The 18,374-nt window shown below is 42.6% G+C and carries 27 protein-coding genes; 24 read left to right on the plus strand and 3 right to left on the minus strand.

Annotation, left to right across the window (positions count from 1 at the left end):
• Nucleotide 1 precedes the first annotated feature (1 nt).
• From B0X70_RS19965 to B0X70_RS20010, 10 genes are all read left to right on the plus strand, one after another.
• The gene (locus B0X70_RS19965) at nucleotides 2-364 is read left to right on the plus strand and encodes a DUF4054 domain-containing protein (RefSeq protein ID WP_217470217.1); all 363 of its coding nucleotides are present in this window, start codon (nucleotides 2-4) and stop codon (nucleotides 362-364) included.
• Nucleotides 361-957 carry a phage virion morphogenesis protein gene (locus tag B0X70_RS19970; protein ID WP_217470218.1) on the plus strand — a complete coding sequence of 199 codons (597 nt, stop codon included), beginning with the start codon at nucleotides 361-363 and terminating at the stop codon, nucleotides 955-957. The genes B0X70_RS19965 and B0X70_RS19970 overlap by 4 nt, the downstream gene beginning before the upstream one ends.
• Nucleotides 935-1,285, plus strand: coding sequence for a hypothetical protein (locus B0X70_RS19975; RefSeq protein WP_217470219.1), 351 nt, complete (start codon nucleotides 935-937; stop codon nucleotides 1,283-1,285). Before B0X70_RS19970 ends, B0X70_RS19975 begins: the two co-directional genes overlap by 23 nt.
• Nucleotides 1,272-1,703, plus strand: coding sequence for a phage neck terminator protein (locus tag B0X70_RS19980; RefSeq protein ID WP_246593345.1), 432 nt, complete (start codon nucleotides 1,272-1,274; stop codon nucleotides 1,701-1,703). Before B0X70_RS19975 ends, B0X70_RS19980 begins: the two co-directional genes overlap by 14 nt.
• Before the next feature lie 2 nt (nucleotides 1,704-1,705).
• Entirely contained in the window at nucleotides 1,706-3,223 is a 1,518-nt protein-coding gene (locus B0X70_RS19985) for a DUF3383 domain-containing protein (RefSeq protein ID WP_217470220.1), read from the plus strand.
• Between the two features lie 8 nt (nucleotides 3,224-3,231).
• The gene (locus tag B0X70_RS19990; RefSeq protein ID WP_217470221.1) at nucleotides 3,232-3,669 is read left to right on the plus strand and encodes a tail tube family protein; all 438 of its coding nucleotides are present in this window, start codon (nucleotides 3,232-3,234) and stop codon (nucleotides 3,667-3,669) included.
• Entirely contained in the window at nucleotides 3,666-4,061 is a 396-nt protein-coding gene (locus B0X70_RS19995; protein ID WP_217470222.1) for a phage tail assembly chaperone, read from the plus strand. Before B0X70_RS19990 ends, B0X70_RS19995 begins: the two co-directional genes overlap by 4 nt.
• 32 nt (nucleotides 4,062-4,093) lie before the next feature.
• Nucleotides 4,094-4,243 (plus strand): hypothetical protein, encoded by a 150-nt coding sequence (locus B0X70_RS20000; protein ID WP_217471809.1) that lies wholly within the window; start codon nucleotides 4,094-4,096, stop codon nucleotides 4,241-4,243.
• On the plus strand, nucleotides 4,203-6,158 hold the full coding sequence (locus B0X70_RS20005) for a phage tail protein (protein WP_246593346.1): 1,956 nt from the start codon (nucleotides 4,203-4,205) through the stop codon (nucleotides 6,156-6,158). Before B0X70_RS20000 ends, B0X70_RS20005 begins: the two co-directional genes overlap by 41 nt.
• A gap of 68 nt (nucleotides 6,159-6,226) precedes the next feature.
• A complete protein-coding gene (locus B0X70_RS20010) occupies nucleotides 6,227-6,514 on the plus strand; it encodes a DUF6694 family lipoprotein (RefSeq protein WP_217470223.1) in 288 nt (95 codons plus the stop codon).
• Nucleotides 6,515-6,539: 25 nt separating this feature from the next.
• On the opposite strand, the gene B0X70_RS20015 is transcribed toward B0X70_RS20010, so the two are convergent.
• Nucleotides 6,540-6,875, minus strand: a complete 336-nt coding sequence (locus B0X70_RS20015; RefSeq protein WP_217470224.1) for an SHOCT domain-containing protein — start codon at nucleotides 6,873-6,875, stop codon at nucleotides 6,540-6,542.
• A gap of 74 nt (nucleotides 6,876-6,949) precedes the next feature.
• The gene (locus B0X70_RS20020) at nucleotides 6,950-7,225 is read right to left on the minus strand and encodes an Arc family DNA-binding protein (RefSeq protein WP_217470225.1); all 276 of its coding nucleotides are present in this window, start codon (nucleotides 7,223-7,225) and stop codon (nucleotides 6,950-6,952) included.
• A gap of 116 nt (nucleotides 7,226-7,341) precedes the next feature.
• Between B0X70_RS20020 and B0X70_RS20025 the strand changes: the two genes are divergently transcribed.
• From B0X70_RS20025 to B0X70_RS20090, 14 genes are all read left to right on the plus strand, one after another.
• The gene (locus tag B0X70_RS20025) at nucleotides 7,342-7,515 is read left to right on the plus strand and encodes a hypothetical protein (protein WP_217470226.1); all 174 of its coding nucleotides are present in this window, start codon (nucleotides 7,342-7,344) and stop codon (nucleotides 7,513-7,515) included.
• A gap of 172 nt (nucleotides 7,516-7,687) precedes the next feature.
• Nucleotides 7,688-8,446, plus strand: coding sequence for a BRO-N domain-containing protein (locus tag B0X70_RS20030; RefSeq protein ID WP_217471778.1), 759 nt, complete (start codon nucleotides 7,688-7,690; stop codon nucleotides 8,444-8,446).
• Nucleotides 8,447-8,804: 358 nt separating this feature from the next.
• Complete coding sequence (locus tag B0X70_RS20035) at nucleotides 8,805-9,668, plus strand: P22AR C-terminal domain-containing protein (RefSeq protein ID WP_217470227.1); 864 nt, start codon at nucleotides 8,805-8,807, stop codon at nucleotides 9,666-9,668.
• 173 nt (nucleotides 9,669-9,841) lie between these two features.
• Nucleotides 9,842-10,204, plus strand: a complete 363-nt coding sequence (locus B0X70_RS20040) for a hypothetical protein (protein ID WP_217470228.1) — start codon at nucleotides 9,842-9,844, stop codon at nucleotides 10,202-10,204.
• Between the two features lie 104 nt (nucleotides 10,205-10,308).
• The gene (locus tag B0X70_RS20045; RefSeq protein WP_105395965.1) at nucleotides 10,309-10,500 is read left to right on the plus strand and encodes a hypothetical protein; all 192 of its coding nucleotides are present in this window, start codon (nucleotides 10,309-10,311) and stop codon (nucleotides 10,498-10,500) included.
• A gap of 67 nt (nucleotides 10,501-10,567) precedes the next feature.
• Nucleotides 10,568-11,287, plus strand: coding sequence for a phage baseplate protein (locus B0X70_RS20050; protein ID WP_217470229.1), 720 nt, complete (start codon nucleotides 10,568-10,570; stop codon nucleotides 11,285-11,287).
• Nucleotides 11,284-11,622 (plus strand): phage baseplate plug family protein, encoded by a 339-nt coding sequence (locus tag B0X70_RS20055; protein WP_217470230.1) that lies wholly within the window; start codon nucleotides 11,284-11,286, stop codon nucleotides 11,620-11,622. The genes B0X70_RS20050 and B0X70_RS20055 overlap by 4 nt, the downstream gene beginning before the upstream one ends.
• Nucleotides 11,597-12,442, plus strand: coding sequence for a phage protein (locus B0X70_RS20060; RefSeq protein WP_217470231.1), 846 nt, complete (start codon nucleotides 11,597-11,599; stop codon nucleotides 12,440-12,442). The genes B0X70_RS20055 and B0X70_RS20060 overlap by 26 nt, the downstream gene beginning before the upstream one ends.
• The gene (locus B0X70_RS20065) at nucleotides 12,417-13,088 is read left to right on the plus strand and encodes a Gp138 family membrane-puncturing spike protein (protein ID WP_217470232.1); all 672 of its coding nucleotides are present in this window, start codon (nucleotides 12,417-12,419) and stop codon (nucleotides 13,086-13,088) included. Before B0X70_RS20060 ends, B0X70_RS20065 begins: the two co-directional genes overlap by 26 nt.
• On the plus strand, nucleotides 13,085-13,447 hold the full coding sequence (locus B0X70_RS20070; RefSeq protein WP_046394940.1) for a contractile injection system sheath initiator: 363 nt from the start codon (nucleotides 13,085-13,087) through the stop codon (nucleotides 13,445-13,447). Before B0X70_RS20065 ends, B0X70_RS20070 begins: the two co-directional genes overlap by 4 nt.
• Nucleotides 13,431-14,555, plus strand: coding sequence for a baseplate J/gp47 family protein (locus B0X70_RS20075; RefSeq protein WP_217470233.1), 1,125 nt, complete (start codon nucleotides 13,431-13,433; stop codon nucleotides 14,553-14,555). Before B0X70_RS20070 ends, B0X70_RS20075 begins: the two co-directional genes overlap by 17 nt.
• The gene (locus B0X70_RS20080) at nucleotides 14,548-15,204 is read left to right on the plus strand and encodes a DUF2612 domain-containing protein (RefSeq protein ID WP_217470234.1); all 657 of its coding nucleotides are present in this window, start codon (nucleotides 14,548-14,550) and stop codon (nucleotides 15,202-15,204) included. Before B0X70_RS20075 ends, B0X70_RS20080 begins: the two co-directional genes overlap by 8 nt.
• Entirely contained in the window at nucleotides 15,191-16,561 is a 1,371-nt protein-coding gene (locus B0X70_RS20085; RefSeq protein ID WP_217470235.1) for a phage tail protein, read from the plus strand. The genes B0X70_RS20080 and B0X70_RS20085 overlap by 14 nt, the downstream gene beginning before the upstream one ends.
• Entirely contained in the window at nucleotides 16,561-17,187 is a 627-nt protein-coding gene (locus B0X70_RS20090; RefSeq protein ID WP_217470236.1) for a tail fiber assembly protein, read from the plus strand. The genes B0X70_RS20085 and B0X70_RS20090 overlap by 1 nt, the downstream gene beginning before the upstream one ends.
• 392 nt (nucleotides 17,188-17,579) lie before the next feature.
• On the opposite strand, the gene B0X70_RS26010 is transcribed toward B0X70_RS20090, so the two are convergent.
• On the minus strand, nucleotides 17,580-18,152 hold the full coding sequence (locus B0X70_RS26010) for a BRO-N domain-containing protein (protein ID WP_217470237.1): 573 nt from the start codon (nucleotides 18,150-18,152) through the stop codon (nucleotides 17,580-17,582).
• Between the last annotated feature and the right edge of the window lie 222 nt (nucleotides 18,153-18,374).

Raw genomic sequence — 18,374 nt, forward strand, 5'->3', positions numbered from 1 at the left:
CATGGAATTTCTCACCCGTTACCCTGAATTTGCCAAAGTCGATAAATCACGCATAGAGATAGTTCTACAGGATGCTGCTAATCAGATGAGTAGCAAAGTGTGGGGCAAACTCTATGAGCAAGGGTTACACGCTCTTGCGGCTCATCTTTTGTACTCCTCTGGCGCATTAACTAAATCAGGCAACAGCAACGGCAAGCCCGTGCAAATAGCGACAAGTAAGTCGGCAGGTGGGTTGTCAATTGGCTATTCTGCGCCTGATGCGGGCTTTAGTACTAATCATGATGGTTATGCATCCAGCTCATACGGGCAGAAGTATCTGCGCCTGCGTAAGTTAGTTTCTCGGCATATGCTGGTGGTGAGATGATTAAGAATTCTGGCAATTTCAAAGGGGCAGGTTTAAAGGCCCTTGAAGCCCGGATAAGGGCTTTAGGGAAGAAAAAGGTGGTAGCGGGCGTGCCTGCGTCAAAAGACAAGGAGCACAATGGAGTCAGTATTTTAACTGTTGCTACCGCTCACGAATTCGGTGCAAAGATAAAAGTTCCAGCGAAAACAGTAACTATTTATCGCAAAATGAATGCTAATGGCTCTTTTGCAGGAAACGGGAAATTTGTCAAAGCATCTAAATCGAATTTTGCTACTACCCACATCGTACCCGCCCACATGTTTTTTATCCCAGAACGTTCATTTTTACGTTCTACATTCAATGAAAAAAAAGGCGATTACGCAAAGGACTTAACGAAAGGAATTCAGTCGGAATTATTGAATGATGGAGATCTTGTTAAAGCGTTTGAGAAATTGGGAGAAAAAGTTGTAGGGGATGTTAAGGCGAAAATTTTATCGGGCGTTGAGCCAGCGTTAAGCCCGAAAACTATCCGACGCAAAGGTTCATCTAAACCGCTCATTGATACCGGGCAATTGCTTCAATCTATTACTTATGAGGTACGAGACGATGGATGATTTTGTTAATGAAATCTTTGACGACGATTTCTTTCGGCAAGAACTGGAGTTCAAAACATCGGATGGCCAAAGCCGGGTACTTGTTTGTATTGTTCAACCGGCCGGAGCGGAAGATCTGCAAATTCTGCCAGAAGGGGATCGTTATAACCCGACTGTTAGGATGATGACGCAAGAGCCGGTGGAGAACAAAGAGCTTTTCGTCTGGAATGGCTACCGCTGGCGCATCATCAGCAATGCACGTTGGAATGACTATGGATACTACGACTCTCTCGCAACTCGATATGAGGGCAGTCAGACGGACGATAGCGACGGTTTTGAAATTACCTGAGTCTCTGGTTTTAGATGCTGACTGTGAAACAGATTTGTCTGATATGCAGTCGTTTATCACAGTCAATCGGGTAACATCGGAATTGATGGGTGAAGAATATAAGTTCAATGCAAGGAAAGAAGTTGAAATTATTACAGTCACCCGCGAGACCATTATCTCTATCAACGCATTTGGCAAAAACTCATATCTCTTAATCGAAAAACTCGCTAGCGTCTTAAGCACAAGCTACGCGCAAACTCTTTTTAAACGCCTCGGCGCTGGCATAGTTAGAAAATCCCAGGTCCGCAACCTGCCGACTGCCATTGCTGGCGGCAAAGAACAACGGGCGCAAATTGATTTAACTCTCTCTCATATTCATCGTATTGAAGCGCCAGTTAACAGAGCTGAGGCGGTCAATATTACAGTTTATAAGGATTAATAATGAGCTTATCTATTAATCAGGTTGTCAATGCTCAGATTATGTCACAGGCAATGGCAGCACAACGCCGTGATTTGAGTATGATAGCTATTTTTACGCCAGAGGTTGGCAGCGCATTTACGGATGACACAACACGCTATGTCATTGTGTCAAGCGCACAAGATGTGGCAAATCTATTCGGTACCAAATCGGAAGCCTACAAAGCAGCACAAGCGCTTTTCTCTGTGCGCCCAACCCCCAAGCGTGCTCTTGTTGCACGTTGGGCGAAAGAAAAACAAGAAATTCCGGCCACGGCCAACGCATTGAAGGGATCAACCATCTCAGTGGGCATTAATGCATTTAAAGCCATCACTGGTGGCTCAATGATGCTCAATGTTGGTGGTAAAGATGTTTTGCTCTCTGCTTTAGATTTCAGTAAAGCAATTGATTTTTCTGATGTTGCGGGTGTTCTGCAAGCAGCATTACCGAAAGAGAGTAATTTAAAGGCTGTCTGGGATGCGGTCGGCCATCGTGTCATTATTCAGGCACAAGCGGCGGGGGCGTATCCTGCTACCAAATTGGGCTATGTCACGGAACCGGACGAGGACGCCGGTACTTATATTGGCAGGATGCTGAAACTTGAAGACGGACAAGCAACAATTATTGTCGGCAAGGCCGCGATCACTGTTGAAAAAGAGTTGCCATCCGAAGCCCTGCATAAATTGCAAAATGTCTACCAAGACTGGTACGGCGTCTATTTCGCTGATGCTGTCACAGATGAGCAGTTAGATGATGTTCATACATGGGTTGCTTCGGCGGATATGAAAGTCTCTGCTTACACCGCTCTGCGTGATGAACAAATCGAGTGGAACAACGACAATATCATCAAAAAGCTGTATGACAAAAACAGTGGCCGCTTAATGTCTCAATTCAACAAGACTGGCGATGATCATGCTGCATTAGCGTTACTGTCTATTGCATTGTCTACAAACTGGAACGCGCAAAATTCAGCGAAAACCGTCAAGTTTAAGCAGCAAACAACCGTTCGTTCTGATGACCGGATTACGCAATCAGAGGCAGAAAAATGCAAGCGGCTGGGTGTCAACTTCTACACTGACTATGACGGCGTGAGCATGCTTGCAGAGGGCACGATGATCGGCGGTCAGTTCATCGATGAGATTGTTGGCTTAGATGCATTCATTGATGCCTGTCAGAAACAAGCATTCACCACATTACAGGCTAATCCGACAAAAATCCCACAGACTGATAAAGGTCAGGCCATGCTGATTGGCGCATTAAACGTCATTGGTGCTGAATTTGTGAGGAATGGTTTTTTAGCGGGTGGCATTTGGCGCGGCAATGATATCGGTGAACTGACATACGGAGATCGGCTAGACGAGGGTTTTTATTTCTACTCCGATAGCTATGACTTGCAGTCTATTGCTGACAGAGAAGCGCGTAAAGCCATGCCGATTATGTGTGCTATCAAACTGGCGGGCGCTATTCACTCCGTTGATTTATCAATTCAATTTAATCGATAGGGATAAGTATGTCTCAATACAATCATGCAAACTCAATTCTGACTATCTCGGGTTATGAGATATCGGGTTATGAAAATGCGGCCGATGCGCTTAATTTTGCACCCGTAGGTGATGATGGGGATATTACCTACGGAGTTGATGGGGATGGCGTTTATGTGGCTTCGTGTAATAAAGGGTTAATTATTACAATAAAGCTTTTGCAACATTGCGAATCTAATGAGTATTTGAATAACTTACGTAATACTCAAATCAATATACCGAAAGCGTATACTCCGGCCTACATTTACTATAAAGACGTCATTAATGGTGATGAAATTATCGCAGAGCGTTGTTTTTTCACAACGCCACCGACAATCACCCGCGGTACCGCCCATAACACAATGACGTGGACACTGAAATCAACAAAATCAACAATGAAGCTCAAAAAGGGAATTTATAACTCATGATCATCGATAATATAAATTACGAACATCGTTTATCTAATTTCATCGAAGCCAAAAATCATGCATTGAAACTGGTTGGATTATTGAAGGGTTGCATCAAGTTGGACGGTGATAAGGTTGATATCGATATTGGCGCGATTGTTTCTAATGTCGGCTCACAGGAAATGCAGGGCATTGAACAATTTATTCTGAAATATGTCACTGTGACGGGTGCGGACGGCAATACTGTTCTGCTACAGAAGCCAGACACGTTTAACCAGCATTTCAATACTTATCGCTCTCACTACTTCCAGCTAATTATTGACGGGGTGAAATTCCACTTTGCGGATTTTTTGCCAAGTGGGGTCGCGTCTGTTGTAAATACGAACAGCTTGGCGGCTCTGAATCTACAGTGAGTGATGTCGACTGGATAGTGTGGACGCCGATCATGAGAAATATGTGCACTCTGCATGAACTCCGCACTGTCTATTCACTCTCTGATGTCATTGATATGCATGAAGCTATAGCGGAGACATTACTAGCTGAAAAGAGGGCGAATGATGGAAATCGAGGAGCTATTAGTAGCCATCGGCGTTGACACGTCGCAAGCGGCCAAAATTAAGGATGTCATTGTTGCGCTCGGTGCTGCTGCTACTCAGATTGCCAGCGAAGCCAACAAAGTTAACAAAACACTGGATAGCGTCGGTGAAGAGTCTGTTAAAAGTACCGAGGAGGCCACGAAAAAAGCTGATGAGGCCGGGGCATCAATCAGTAAATTAAAATTGCTTGCCGTGGGGGTTGTAGCGGCTGTCAGTGTAGCGACTACAAAAGTGCTTGGCTTTATCAATAGTTCTATTTCCGGCGCTAAGGACCTGGCGAAGGAGAAAGGGCTGCTTTATAAGATATCAGACAGAGAGCTAAAACAGGCCGATGAGTACGAGAAATCCATGAAAAAAATGGGGCTATCTATCGACTCGGTTAAAACAAAGATAGCGCTTAATCTCGTTCCATCTATGACAAAAGCCGTCAATGGTTTCAATGCCTGGATCGCTTCAAACAAAGAACTCATCACCAACGGGTTAACAAAGATTATCAAAGTGGGCGGCAAAGTCATTCAGGTTATTGTTAACTCAGCGCGTGCGATAAATAAGATTGTCACATCGACTATTGGCTGGAAAGCGGCAATCATGCTCATCGTCGGCGCGTTAGCAATTCTCAAGCGCTCGATGATAATGGCATTCATTGCCAACCCTGTAGTTTGGGTGATTGCCGCAATAGCGGGCCTGCTTCTCTTGCTTGATGATCTGATGGTCTATTTAGATGGCGGCGAGTCATTATTCGGCGCGTTCTGGGGGCCTGCCGTTAAGTGGGTTAAAGATGTTATCAAGTGGGGACAGGACTTTTACGCTAAATATAAAGGGATTATTAATAATCTAGTCTCAATCTGGAGTCAGTCATTTAAAGCCATTTGGGCTATTTTCAGCGGAGTTTTCCAATATATCTGGAATGTCCTCAAACTATTTGTCGGTCTCTTTACTGGCGACATGGATCTCGTCAATGAGGCATGGGCCGGAATGACCGCCGCACTGATGAAAATATGGGACGGACTAATTGCCTATCTCAAAGCCTTCTTTGCTTTCTTTGGAGTGATGTGGGATATCGCAGGAAAGCTGGCAGGCAAAGCATTTAACGGGATAAAACGCGGTGCCAAAAATTTTGTGAGTGGTGTGAAGTCTATATTTAGTAAAGTCTGGGGCTACATTATAAAACCATTTAAAAAGGCGTTTAAATGGGTGCTGGGACTATTTGGGGTGAGTGAAAAAGATGCGGATAGATATATCGATAATATCAGTAAAGCGTTTGATGCGGTGTTTGGGTTCATTACTCAGCCGTTTAAGGACGCATTTAAGCTGGTTAAATCACTCATCGATATTGCGACTAATGACAACCTGACGTTTACCGAAAAAATCGAGAAAATTTTCTCTGCTGTGTGGGGGTACATCACCGCACCGTTTAAGCGGGCATTTAAGTTCGTACTCGGCTTATTCGGGGTGAATGAAAGTGAGGCCGATAAGTATATCTCTAACATCGGTAAGACCTTTGACGGTGTGATTGAAAATATAAAAGCCCCGTTTAAAAAGGCGTTTGACTGGGTTGTGGAATATTACGATAAGACCGTTGGGAAAGTGATAGGGGCGATAAAAGATTTTTTCACTGGAAACACAAAGTCAGAAGAAGCTACATTTGGTTTTAGTGATGATGATCTTAAGAATATTCAATCTTCTGTTGTGGCTGGTTCAGGTGATTTTATTGGCGGAGCTATAGCTAATACTACAAATTCCACTAACAATTCATCACAAACAACAAATCATGGTGATGTAAATATGAATGTATCTATAACATCACCGTCACCAGAAAAGGCGGCGCAATATTCTGTAAATGAGTTCGGTAAAGCATTAAAAATTGCTGGTTACAATACAAAAGGACAGTTTTATAACGGCGCTGGTGGTTAGTTTGCTTTCTCTTGCGGCTCTTAAGTGATTTAATTGGCAATGATCTTAACTGCTGTAAGAGAAGGTTTATGAAAAATTTAATATTACCGGTTGTGTTGGCTATCTTTTTGGTTGGATGTGGAGAAAAAGATCTGACGATTGATGCTTCAAGCTCTGAGGCTTTAAAGTCTTCTACGCAAGAAATTTATCGCTCTCTTAATAAGGATGATGCAGCAAAATTTAAGCAGGCTGTCCTTAATGTCGGCTTGGCCGCTAACATAGTAACAAACAACGAAGAAGATAAGATAAAGGCAATCAACAAGATGATAGGCGGCAAAACAGCCAAGGAGATCATCGCAATAGATGAGAAGAAGTAAAACAGCCCCGTGAGGGGCTTACTGGTTAGCCTAATAATCTACTTTTTTGAATCTGATACTCTTCCTCTGTAATGGCTCCGCTATCTTTCAGTTTTGCTAGCTTTTCTAGCTGAGTTATTGGATCTGATGTATGAACAACCTGGGTAGGGGCATGATTGGCTTGATTTATTCTCCTTATCTCACTGTCTGATTTTGGCGGCTCTACATGTGAATTCTCACAAATAGAGCATCTTTTGCTGTAAAAAGGCAAGGCCAGTAACCAAAATAAACCAGTAAAGATGATGGCGATAAGGCTTCCAATGCCTATTTTTATTTTTGCATCTACGTTCTTTTGGCAGACACTGCAATACTTCATTGTCATTTTGATATCCCGTAGTAGTAATGAAATTTGTTATAGATTAATTTAGCTTAGGTGTTCATGCAACACTAATTCCACTACGGGGATTTTTTGTTATCTAACTGATTTTGCTTATCTTTCATCTCTTCGATAGATTCAGCCAGGGCAATGATTTTATCCATCAATTCATGACTGAGGGAGACTGTTGGTTGAGTCTCTTGAGACTTTCTATCTAAACAGTCCTGTATCATTTGTACTATCTCAGAATTCATTGAACGGCCATTTTCTTTGGCTCTTTCGGCAATAGCTTCTCTCATACCATCGGGTAATCGAAGCATGAATTTATCTTGTGCTGATACTGGCTTATTAGTCATCTGCATTAATCGTTTAGTTGAAACAGAAAAATGATACTAGCATATTGACATCATGTAAATGCGTGTCATAATGCTATCATGTCATTATGACATTATTAATAAGGAGAAAAGATAATATGATAAGCCTAGATAACAGAAAAAAGAGCGCACAAATGCAACTGAGAACAACGGAGTTCATGAAGGAGCAAATTTGCAAATTGGCAGATAAAGAGGGAATTTCTCAAAACGCAGTTCTGAATCAGGCTTTGGCTTGGTATATGGATGAAAGGGCAAAAAATGCAGCACAATAAAAGCGAAGCCCCAGTTGCGCGAACAACTAGGGCCTCTGAGTGTCATTTACCTAGCGTGATAAACGACTCAGCCATTGTAACGAATGGCGAATCAATTTTCCAGAGTACTAAAACGGAAAACCAGCAGTTTGCCGCTGCTGGTATCCAAGTTGATATACCACCGGAGAGATATATGAAGTCAATTATCAAACATTTTGAGTTTAAGTCAAGCAATGACCAATTAGTAACTGTTTCAGGGTTGAAATATAAGGGCAAGCCTGTGTTTCTTGCGGTTGAATTGGCGCAGGCATTAGGCTATTCGGATCCTTACGATGCACTTAAGAAACACTGTAAGTTATTGATAAGGCTTAATTCCGGCGAAACGCAGGAATTAGGGTTTGGGTTTAAGCCGAAAGGTGTAATTCTCGCTGGTCAGTCAGACATGTTCCGACTTGTAATGAAAAGTGCATTACCTTCTGCGGAGCGTTTGCAAGACTGGGTGTGTGAAGAAGTGCTGCCGTCCATTATGGAAACTGGTAGCTACTCCATGCAACAAAGCAAGTCCGGCTTGCCTGAGTATAGAAAAGCCAGAACCTTGAAAATGTCAGTTGATGCGATCAGCAATCTGTTTGAGCTTATGCCCAATTTGAGTAATGAGGCAAAACAGTGTGCAGCAGCTAACATTGTTAACCCGATAGTTGGTTTTGAAGCTGTTCCTCTCCCTGCGTTGGAAGAGAAATATTACACAGCCGGTGAAGTAGGAAAGATGCTGGATCTGTCAGCTAACAAAATCGGGCGGATTGCTAATGATAACAATCTGAAAACCGAGCAATACGGGAAGTTCTTCCTGGATAAATCCGCCCACTCTAATAAACAAGTTGAGGCATTTCGTTATAACGAGAACGGCATCAAGGCGCTTAGACATTTGATCCACGGTGTTGAAGTAGCTTAAGGATTTAAGGCCACGGACGGCTAAGTTGGGAGCGTTTTCCCATTTCCGGGAGAGTCAGATTCCAATATCAGACAATTTAAAGGAAAATATCAAAGCAAAACAATAGATTGAAATATTGTAAGAAGAACGATTAATTTCATGGGAGTAATAAAATGATATTGTTGTTACCCAAAAAGAGTAAAACCCCAACTGCGCCAACAGTTAGGGCTTCTAGTTATCACTTACCAAACGAGGTAAATCGCATGAATAATTTAACAGATGCAAACCAGCTTGTCATTAATGGTATCACTCTGACACAAATTTCATATCAGCGTGAGTTAGTAGTAAATACTGAATTATTGGTTAGCGAGGTGTCGGCATGAGCAATTTATCTGTGCAGTCATTACCTCAAGTTGTACACAATAGCGTACCGGTAATCACTACTGAACTATTAGCCGGAGTGTATGAAACTGATGCAAACAACATTCAGCAAAATTTCAAGCGTAATAAAGAGCGCTTCACCGAAGGTAAGCATTACTTCAAAGCAACTGGGGATATCCTCAAAAATTTGCGACTGACAGTTAGTCAGTTACAAATTTCTAGCAAGGTAAGAAGTCTGATTCTCTGGACCGAACGCGGCGCAGCCCGTCACGCTAAGATGCTGGATACTGATAAAGCCTGGGATGTGTTCGAAGCACTGGAAGATTGCTATTTCAGCCAGAAAGTGCCTGCATCAGCAAAAACAACAACAGATGAACGCACCCCGTTACGTGATGCCGTTAACATGCTGGTGGGTAAACGTGGGTTGATGTACCCGGAAGCGTATAGCTTCATTCATCAGCGTTTCAACGTTTCTAGCATTGATCAATTGCCAGCTGAGAAGATAACAGAAGCTGTTGAGTATGTTCATAAGCTTGTATTAGAGGGTGAGTATCTTGGCAAAGCCGAGTTACCAGCACCAACTAAAATTCAATTCACTGATGATGAGTTGTGTAGTTTATGTTGGTTATGGCGAGATGCTGTTGAAATGGTTAGTTCAATATCTGATGTTTACCCCATTCTGAGAGCGGCAGAACATCGGCTTGAAGGTAAATATTATTCAATGTCACGTGAATACCCACGAAACATGAACGCCGCTCGGCGTTTACTGGAAAGAGAGACAGCGCATATTGAATGCGCATCGTTTACCTATAGTGACTGGGGAGTATTAAACAGCTTAAGACTTGGTAATCTGCCGTTTTAACTCAAAAGCCAAGGGCGGCTAGCTAAAGTAACCCCGCCATCGAAGCGGGGTTGTTTTTTGCCTATTACAGGTAGCTTAAGAACCCCAAGCCAAGGATGGCACTGTAAATAAATTCAGTTGTGTTCTTTTATTAGTCAGTGGTTTAATGTATAGCTATGACTGAGGTAATCAATATGACGCAACAATACAAAAGTGAAGCAGAGTTGTTGGAAGCATTAAAGGCGATAACGCCGGATATGTTTGCTGATTTTTTGAATGAAAAGTTAAAATCATCGATAACTTGTGCTATTTGTCATCAAACAGACATTGCCATCCCTCAGACTACACCTATTATCGTGTCAGAAGAAGGTGAGGATGTAGAGCAGTCATTGCCCTCTTTTCTTGTGCCTATTAGGATCAATCACGTCGGGATGAGACCACAAGTAGACCCTGATAACTACCATTTCAGGATAGCATGTATAAACTGTGGGTATGAATTTTTCTTCTCAGCTCGTGTCATCACGGAGTGGGTGAATAAAAAGCAAGAGGAGAAATAGACATGCTTGTTAGTAGAAGGGAGTCAAATGTAGTTTATACTAACCGATGGAGCGCGTTATCGCGAAAAAATGCTGGGTATGATGGCGGCGGTGGAGGTGATGATATGTTAGAAGCTCGTGTGGCGCGGCTTGAGTCAGATGTTGAACACATCAAAAAATCTATTGATGAAGTAAAAACTGACGTACGAGAAATGAGAAAAGACGCACGTTCAGACTTCCGCTTGTTATTTGGTGCGATAATTGCCGTGGCTCTTGGATTAGCTGGTTTAATGGCTAAAGGATTTCACTGGATTTAATTTAACAATCCTATTATTTACTAAGCCGCTTAATTGCGGTTTTTTTGTTGCATGTTGCAGGTACTGTATGGACTTACTCAGCGGTTTTAACACTACAACGACAGCATCGGTAATAACTCGTTCAGTCGGTGAGTTTCAGTTTGACTGTGTGACTATCGAGAGTCACGAATCGAGTTTACGCATTACTGAAAACCCGATTGAGTCGGGCGCGGCGATAGCAGATCACGCCGTTCTTGAGCCGAAAGAAATCACAATTACGGGAATAATGGTTGGCTATGAACCGCCGCAATATTCCAAAGATATTACGGGCTTTGATTCTGATGTGATTGATACTTTTCCCTTGCCTGTTGAAATCCGCGCTCAAACAAAGCAGGCCGAAGCGATGATAAACCGTTATATCTCTGTTGCTGATAGTTTTATTGAACAATCTCAGCGAGCAATAGCGCCGTTTTTACCCGACTATCAAGGATTGGCTGGTGATAGCTCCCAAACTTTGGATAGAGTGGGTAAAGCATATAACGACTTGCTTAACTTACAAAAAAAAGGCGAAACAATCACTGTCCAGACAGGCTTAAAACAGTATGAGAACATGATGATCGTGAGCATCAGTGTTTCCCAGACGTGCGATGGTTCTGCCGAGTTTTCTCTGACATTGCGTGAGATATTCATTGTTGAAACTCAGAAGGCAAAGGGGCTGAATGTGAAAAAATCAGGTAAAAAGAAGCAGATGGGTAAAACTCAGCCGAAAGAAAAACAAAAATCAGCGATTAAGGAGTGGCTCGGATGATTTACGAAATTCCGTTATCTACAGAAGAAATCCAGGAGCAATCATTTACGTTATTCAACATGAATTTGCGTTTCACACTCCATTTCAACCTTATTTCTAACGGCTGGCAGTTTGATTTGCTTGATACAAACACAGATCAGTACATTGCTCAGATGTATGGACTCACTGTTAATAGCCCGTCGCTGATAACGAAGAACTTACCGTTCGTAATAGTAATGAGTGATGGCTCTGGCTTTGGCCTTAATTCTGTTAGACGCTCTGAGTTGGGCACCCGGCTGAAAATTTATTTTGTTGATAAGGGGCTTTGGCATGAGGCAATTCGGAAGACAACTTAAACTAACAATTGGCAATGAAAAAGAAAGCATTGAAATTACTAACTTAAGAGTTGCTTTCGAAGTATCAAAAACCATCACTAGCGAACCCAACCCGGCAACAATCCGAGTCTATAACCTCAATCAGTCTCAACGAAACTTAATTACGAGCAAAACCTATAATAAGGTATCACTCGCGGTTGGCTATGAGGAACTGCGAGTGATTTATACAGGCGATATTATCGAAGCTGTAACTGTTCGTGATGACTTGGATTTCATTATTGAGCTGACTTGTGGTGATGGCTATGAAGCTTATACCGGCGCATTAGTTAATAAAACTCTGAAAGCAGGGGTAACTGATGCTGATATTCTGTCAGAGGCCACAAAGTCAATGAAAGTCGGCAACGGGGCAATTGATTTACCACATGATCGACAATTACCACGCGGCAAGGTACTAACTGGCAATGCACGCGACATCATGCACAAGATAGCCCGTAACAATGGCGCTAATTGGTCTGTTCAAGATGGAAATATGATTGTTCTGCCAAAAAATAAAGTGTTGACAGATAACGAGGGTTTTGTTCTGTCACAAGAAACAGGCATGATTGGCAGCCCTGAGAAAACTGATGACGGATTATCTGTCACATGCTTGTGTAACCCGGCGCTAAGAATTGGCGGCCTAATTCGAATTAAGTCAATTATTCCCGAATACAACGGTGACTATAAAATCACTGAATTAGAGCACTCCGGTGACTTTATGTCAGACGATTGGCATACGCTAATAACGTGTGTTGGCGGAAAATATCAAAAGGTGAATAATGAACAAAAATCCAACTCTACTTGATGTACTCGATAAAAAAGCAGAAAACGAACGCTTAGATATTCACACAGCATTACCCGCAAAAGTAGTTTCATTCAACGGCCACACAGCAACAATTGAACTCATGATCACTCAGACACTAAGTAACGGTGAAGTTATTGAACTGCCACCCCTAGTAGATGTCCCTGTCCAGTTTCCACGTGCTGGTGGATTCTGTTTCACTGTTCCAGTGAAAGCAGGAGATGAGGGGCTGGCTATCTTCTCCGAGAGGTGTATTGATGGCTGGTATGCAACAGGAAATAAATCAACGCCTTTAGATGCGCGGTTACATGACTACTCAGATGCATTTTTTATCCCCGGAGTTTGCAGCCAGCCGAAGAAAATACCCGATTTTTTTTCCGGTGGCGCTTCTATGCAGACTGATGACGGTTCAACATTCATTCGTATGACTAACGGGAAGATCACTATTAGGGGCGATATTGATCACTTGGGTAATAGTAAGCAGACCGGGAATCACGAACAAGCCGGAAATTGGAGCCAGACAAGCGGCAATAGTGAATCTAATGGGACTGTTAGTGCCGCAAAAGTCGTTGGCGGGGGCATTGACCTACAGACTCACGTACACGGCGGAGTCCAATCAGGTGGCAGCAACACAGGAGCGCCAAAATGAGAGTAAGACGATTAGATAGCGATCATGATTGGACTTTCGGCAATGGCCGCAGTGATTACGCTACCGCGTCAGAAGCTATTGCTCAATCCGTTCAAACACGCCTGTTATCTTTACGCAATGACTGGTTTCTTGATTCATATCACGGAGTGAGATGGTTTGACTATTTGCGGAAAAATCCAAATCTAATGCAAATGGAATCAGAGTTGAAAACTACAGTTCTGAAAACTCGTGGAGTGACAGAAATTACCGATTTTGACATCAGAATTGATAAAGATAGCCGAAAATCGCTGGTAACTGTCACTTATATTGATATTTACGGCAATAAGCGCGAGGTCAATACTGATGCTCCAAATAACTGATAAAGGAATAGTCATTGACCAACTCTCAGACATCCACCAGCGCCTTGCAGATGGATTTAAGCGTATCTACGGTGAAGATATTAACCTGGATGCTGATACACCGGACGGGCAGATGATAGGTTTGTTTTCGCAAGAACTGGCGAATATTAACCATGTAATTGCTTTTATTGTACAGATGCTAGATCCATATGAAGCAACTGGCTCATTTCTTGAACAAAGAGCAATGTACGCGGGGCTTGTGCGGCGAGGTGCGGAATTTAGTTACATTGATGATGTGGTGATCACTGGCAGCGCTGGGGTGACATTACAAAAAGATACGGTATTAATTGATGATAACCGGGTTAAATGGGTAACGCCAGATGACGTAAAGCTTAACAATCAGGGTTCGGCCCGCGTTAATCTACGCAGCAAGGAATTAGGTGTTTTCTCTCTGCAATCAGATAAAGAGTTACAGATTGAAACCGTAATTGTTGGTATTGATAAAATTGTAACGACTAAAGAAGCAAGGCCCGGTGATGATGAAGAAACTGACGGCAATTTCTTGAAGCGTTTTATGCGTTCTCACTCTATTAACAATCACGATGATAGACAAGGGATCGAGGCGGCCTTACTCGATTTACCAGACGTAAAGCAAGCGCGAGTATATGAGAACTACACAAATCAGACCGATGATAAAGGCGTACCAGGTCATACAATGAATGCCGTGGTTATTGGCGGTAAAGATGAAGATATCGCCCTCACCATTTTGAAAAAGAAAATTGGCGGCTGTGGCCTGATGGGGAATATTTCGTATTCATGTATGTACACTGGGGCGGAACGGCACGTGAGATTTGATCGGGCCGAAATTGTTAATATTAAAGTTAGTTTGCTTGTAGAGCGCATAAACGGTTTTCATGATATCGATGTTGACGGTATTAAGTCAGCATTGGCTGCTGCTGAATTTGAAATCGGTCAATCTGTTTATGCAATGCGCTTAACATGCCAGGTTAATTCAATTTCAGGTTTTTACATTAAATCAATCACAGTTAATAACTCTGATAAAGCCGTTATCGGAGTAAGACAGTGCGCCCGCATTAAACATGAAAATGTGGAGGTGTTGATTGAGTAAAAAAGCTACCGATTTCCTGATATGGCAATACAGAGGAAAACCCAAGGCCCGGCAAACAGTCGGGCTTTTGCTTTCTGAGAGCGCAACAGTTTTCAAATCAGCCGTCAAGTTAACCGAAATACTTGATATTGATAAATCGACAGGGTGGGGATTGGATCTGATTGGTCGCCATGTTGGTATTATCCGAACAATGAAGTCATTTGTTCCCAGAGATTATTTTGGCTGGCTTGGAATAGATGCCGCCCTTGGTTTTAATACGGGAGTTTTCTATAGATACGGGGACTCTCTGAATGATTCAACGAATCTTGATGACAAAGATTACCAGTTTTTTATTAAAGCTAAAGTTATTAAGAATTATCAACACCCAACCCTTGAAAATATAACAACATCAATTTCATATTTATTAGGAGATCAAGCATTTATTATCGATAATTACGATATGACAATGAATATTGTTATTCCTTCAAGCTATTTAACTCCTTTTCGTCTGCATGCGATAAAAAAATTGGACATACTATCTCGTCCTATTGGCGTGCAATATAAATACATAGTAATCACGGATAGCCACCCGTTTGGATGGGCTAATGATCCATTGGCGTTTGGCTTTGGTGATGGAAAATTCACGAGGATTGTAGATGTCAATAGTTAACAAACCAGACTATAAAGTCTTTGCTCAAGATGCAAAATCCGGCGAGATTGAAACGTTCCCCGATGTGCTTCGCGGCTGGGGTGTAACACTAGATAGAACTGCGGGCAAGCCACCTCTTGAGTGGTTTAATGCAATCGGTAAGCGCGTTGATGAGTGGTTAATGTACTTATCACAACGCGGGTTAGCAGAGTGGGATTCAACTGTAGACTATCCGCAATATGCCGCCGTCCAGCATTCAGGGAAGTTTTATGTAGCACTCAAACAAAACATAAGCCAACAACCTGACAGATCACAAAATAATTGGCAGTTAATGGCTGATTTTCTAGGCGCTCCAAAATTGGTCCTAGATGCTTTAAACACCAAACAAGACAAAGGCGACTATGCAACTAATTCAGCGCTGAATGATGTTAGAGCACTAGCTAATACGGCTAACAACAACGCCAACACCAAACTCTCAAAATCCCAAAACGGCGCAGACATTCCTGACAAAAACGCTTTTGTGAAAAACCTCGGGTTGGTGGAGGCTGTGGAGAGGGCGAATAATGCCGTGCCGAACAGCCGGAAAATTAACGGCAAGGCGTTGACTGGGGATGTCAGTTTGAGTGCCGGGGATGTGGGGGCTTTTCCTTCTCTACCTGCGGGGCAACTGCAAAATGGAGGCAAATTCTCAGATTGTCGCGAGTGTGGTTTCTATCATGTTTTTGGCGTAAATGTTGATACTGTTGCTGATTTTCCGCGCTACTCAACATCACAGCCGCTTTACAGTTACGGTGTACTCGAAGTCTACAGAGAAGGGCCTCTGATATCCCAGCGATACACAACACACTTCGGTGAGATTGCAGTTAGACAAGCGTTCCCCGGTAATGAGGTTTTGAAAGATTGGATAATTCACAGTCAACATGCATCTGATTTGCTTTATAACAATATCCCAGTCGGCGTTCCAATGCCGTACCCCCACCGCTACACCCCAGTCGGTTACTTAACGTGCAACGGTCAGACATTTGATAAATCTTTATATCCGAAGTTAGCGGAAGCTTATCCTGCCGGTAGAGTACCTGATTTAAGAGGGGAATTTATCCGTGGTTGGGATGACAGTAGAGGGGTAGATCCGGGGCGGGTGTGCGGAACATGGCAAGGGGATGCGATTAGAAATATTACGGGAGGGTTTGTCGGGGGAAGTTGGGATAACCCAACTGGCGCATTTTACAGAACGATAGCAATAAAATCATACACTAATTACGCATCAAACGATAAAGATCTATCGTATATAAACTTCGATGCATCACGTGTTGTTCCTGTTGCTTCAGAGAACAGACCCCGCAACATCGCATTTAACTACATAGTGAGAGCAATATAATGACAGAACAGAAATACTCTTTAGAACATGAAACAGCCGTGCTAGGTAAAGATGGTTTAGCGATTCAACCCGGCTGGATTAAAGTTTATCACTCGAATCAGATAACGAGAGAATTCACAAACTCTGATATTGAATACGTGATGCTCGGTGTCAGTCTATCGGCCAGTGCTTATCCCGATGCGCCTGAGTTACCGAAGTCTGATGACAAGGCCGTGTGCCGCAGCATTGACGGTAAATGCTGGGAAATACTCCCAGATTACCGAGGAAAAATCGCTTACGACACGTTAACACGAGAGCCGATTGAGATAACTGAAATTGGGGAATTACCGGATACGTTAACCTTCAAAAAACCGCCCACCGATTTCGATACGTGGAACGGCAAAGAGTGGGTAGTTGATAAAGACTTACTCAAAGCACATCAAATCAACGAAGCAAAACAGAAACAAGCAACACTGTTACAGCAAGCAAATTACACAATCTCACTGTTGCAAGATTCTGTCGACTTAGAGATGGCTACAGATGAAACACGCGAGTCTCTGCTTGAGTGGAGAAAATACAGAGTATTACTGACTCATACAGATTTGAATCAAGCTCCAAATGTGGAGTGGCCGCCAGTGCCCAAATAACGAACAAAGAATTACCGCAAGACAGCTTGAAACTGTGTTGTGGTAATGCTTAGTTATGAGACGTAAAAGGGACGTGAAAGTTTTCATGCGTATTCGATGTTTTTCTAACTTTTGCGAAATAGTACGTTGTGAGCCGCGGTTTTCGCTGTATCTGTTTGTTTTAAAACGTAGTTCTATACACTCATAATCGCTTGGTCACTGGTTCAAGTCCAGTAGGGGCCACCAGATTTTAGCTGATAAATCAGTACATTAGGCCACTCTAAAACGAGTGGCTTTTTTGTTTCTGGTAGTCAGTGGCGACAAAATGGCGACAGAGATTTTTTCATAAAGCCATTGCCTGGATGAAAACACACTAGCCAGCTTCAATTTCTGAGCAGGAGTTAGGCTATTTATCAACCTCTTAACATCATCACTTTTCCTACTCTTATCCCTGCTTCCTCTTGAAGATAATGTGAGAAACATAGCTCAATTTTAAAAGCCTGTTCTGGACACCGAATAGAATTGCAAGTTACTAAGACCTCAATTCTGTGTCTATGCAGTTTTTCTGCACTTAGAACATTGGCGGGTTTCTGACAACAAGGGCAAATAATGAACTGACTTAGTGAAATACTCTTCTTCCTGCCTATATAGCTACCGGTCTTTCTAATCGAAGGTAAAACTTCACTAGTAACCCATTTACGAAAACGGTGGGGTAAAGTTCCTTTCTTTACGGCATCACGACAGCGGATTATCAGAAAATACATTCCTGATTCATTGATAATGTTTACTTTTTGCTTTCCACCAAGGGTGTCACTTAAAGCTACATCCTTTTCATCATCATCAAGTTTTGCGATAGCTTCGCGGCTGTTTGTGATTTTCAAGGCATCACATACATCTTGTGCAACAAACCAAAGATTGCCATTTTTAATCAATGTACGTACTTGCTGATTTTCAAAAATGAATGGAGTTACGGATAGACTAGCCATTACTGACTCCTTACTTTTCTTTGAGAATTGGGTTTACATTTAAGAATATGGTGTCGGGAGGCTCAAAACGGCAGTAAGAAACCGCGGACTTATTCCCCTTGCGGGTGTTGTATTAGTCGCCCTCCCGACATTGAATCAGAGAGATGATAGCCGAATAGCTACCATTAAAAATTAGGCATAAAAAACCCAACACTAACGGGGTTGGTTTTGACCGCTTACTTG

Origin of the sequence: Photorhabdus akhurstii, assembly GCF_019090985.1 — a bacterium.
Classification (GTDB): domain Bacteria; phylum Pseudomonadota; class Gammaproteobacteria; order Enterobacterales; family Enterobacteriaceae; genus Photorhabdus; species Photorhabdus akhurstii.

Bases quoted from the DNA above. Each gene is read 5' to 3' on its own strand.
- B0X70_RS19965 (WP_217470217.1), top strand. From the start codon at position 2: ATGGAATTTCTCACCCGTTACCCTGAATTTGCCAAAGTCGATAAATCA.
- B0X70_RS19970 (WP_217470218.1), top strand. From the start codon at position 361: ATGATTAAGAATTCTGGCAATTTCAAAGGGGCAGGTTTAAAGGCCCTT.
- B0X70_RS19975 (WP_217470219.1), top strand. From the start codon at position 935: ATGAGGTACGAGACGATGGATGATTTTGTTAATGAAATCTTTGACGAC.
- B0X70_RS19985 (WP_217470220.1), top strand. From the start codon at position 1,706: ATGAGCTTATCTATTAATCAGGTTGTCAATGCTCAGATTATGTCACAG.
- B0X70_RS19990 (WP_217470221.1), top strand. From the start codon at position 3,232: ATGTCTCAATACAATCATGCAAACTCAATTCTGACTATCTCGGGTTAT.
- B0X70_RS19995 (WP_217470222.1), top strand. From the start codon at position 3,666: ATGATCATCGATAATATAAATTACGAACATCGTTTATCTAATTTCATC.
- B0X70_RS20000 (WP_217471809.1), top strand. From the start codon at position 4,094: ATGAGAAATATGTGCACTCTGCATGAACTCCGCACTGTCTATTCACTC.
- B0X70_RS20005 (WP_246593346.1), top strand. From the start codon at position 4,203: ATGATGGAAATCGAGGAGCTATTAGTAGCCATCGGCGTTGACACGTCG.
- B0X70_RS20010 (WP_217470223.1), top strand. From the start codon at position 6,227: ATGAAAAATTTAATATTACCGGTTGTGTTGGCTATCTTTTTGGTTGGA.
- B0X70_RS20015 (WP_217470224.1), bottom strand. From the start codon at position 6,875: ATGACAATGAAGTATTGCAGTGTCTGCCAAAAGAACGTAGATGCAAAA.
- B0X70_RS20020 (WP_217470225.1), bottom strand. From the start codon at position 7,225: ATGACTAATAAGCCAGTATCAGCACAAGATAAATTCATGCTTCGATTA.
- B0X70_RS20025 (WP_217470226.1), top strand. From the start codon at position 7,342: ATGATAAGCCTAGATAACAGAAAAAAGAGCGCACAAATGCAACTGAGA.
- B0X70_RS20030 (WP_217471778.1), top strand. From the start codon at position 7,688: ATGAAGTCAATTATCAAACATTTTGAGTTTAAGTCAAGCAATGACCAA.
- B0X70_RS20035 (WP_217470227.1), top strand. From the start codon at position 8,805: ATGAGCAATTTATCTGTGCAGTCATTACCTCAAGTTGTACACAATAGC.
- B0X70_RS20040 (WP_217470228.1), top strand. From the start codon at position 9,842: ATGACGCAACAATACAAAAGTGAAGCAGAGTTGTTGGAAGCATTAAAG.
- B0X70_RS20045 (WP_105395965.1), top strand. From the start codon at position 10,309: ATGTTAGAAGCTCGTGTGGCGCGGCTTGAGTCAGATGTTGAACACATC.
- B0X70_RS20050 (WP_217470229.1), top strand. From the start codon at position 10,568: ATGGACTTACTCAGCGGTTTTAACACTACAACGACAGCATCGGTAATA.
- B0X70_RS20055 (WP_217470230.1), top strand. From the start codon at position 11,284: ATGATTTACGAAATTCCGTTATCTACAGAAGAAATCCAGGAGCAATCA.
- B0X70_RS20060 (WP_217470231.1), top strand. From the start codon at position 11,597: ATGAGGCAATTCGGAAGACAACTTAAACTAACAATTGGCAATGAAAAA.
- B0X70_RS20065 (WP_217470232.1), top strand. From the start codon at position 12,417: ATGAACAAAAATCCAACTCTACTTGATGTACTCGATAAAAAAGCAGAA.
- B0X70_RS20070 (WP_046394940.1), top strand. From the start codon at position 13,085: ATGAGAGTAAGACGATTAGATAGCGATCATGATTGGACTTTCGGCAAT.
- B0X70_RS20075 (WP_217470233.1), top strand. From the start codon at position 13,431: ATGCTCCAAATAACTGATAAAGGAATAGTCATTGACCAACTCTCAGAC.
- B0X70_RS20085 (WP_217470235.1), top strand. From the start codon at position 15,191: ATGTCAATAGTTAACAAACCAGACTATAAAGTCTTTGCTCAAGATGCA.
- B0X70_RS20090 (WP_217470236.1), top strand. From the start codon at position 16,561: ATGACAGAACAGAAATACTCTTTAGAACATGAAACAGCCGTGCTAGGT.
- B0X70_RS26010 (WP_217470237.1), bottom strand. From the start codon at position 18,152: ATGGCTAGTCTATCCGTAACTCCATTCATTTTTGAAAATCAGCAAGTA.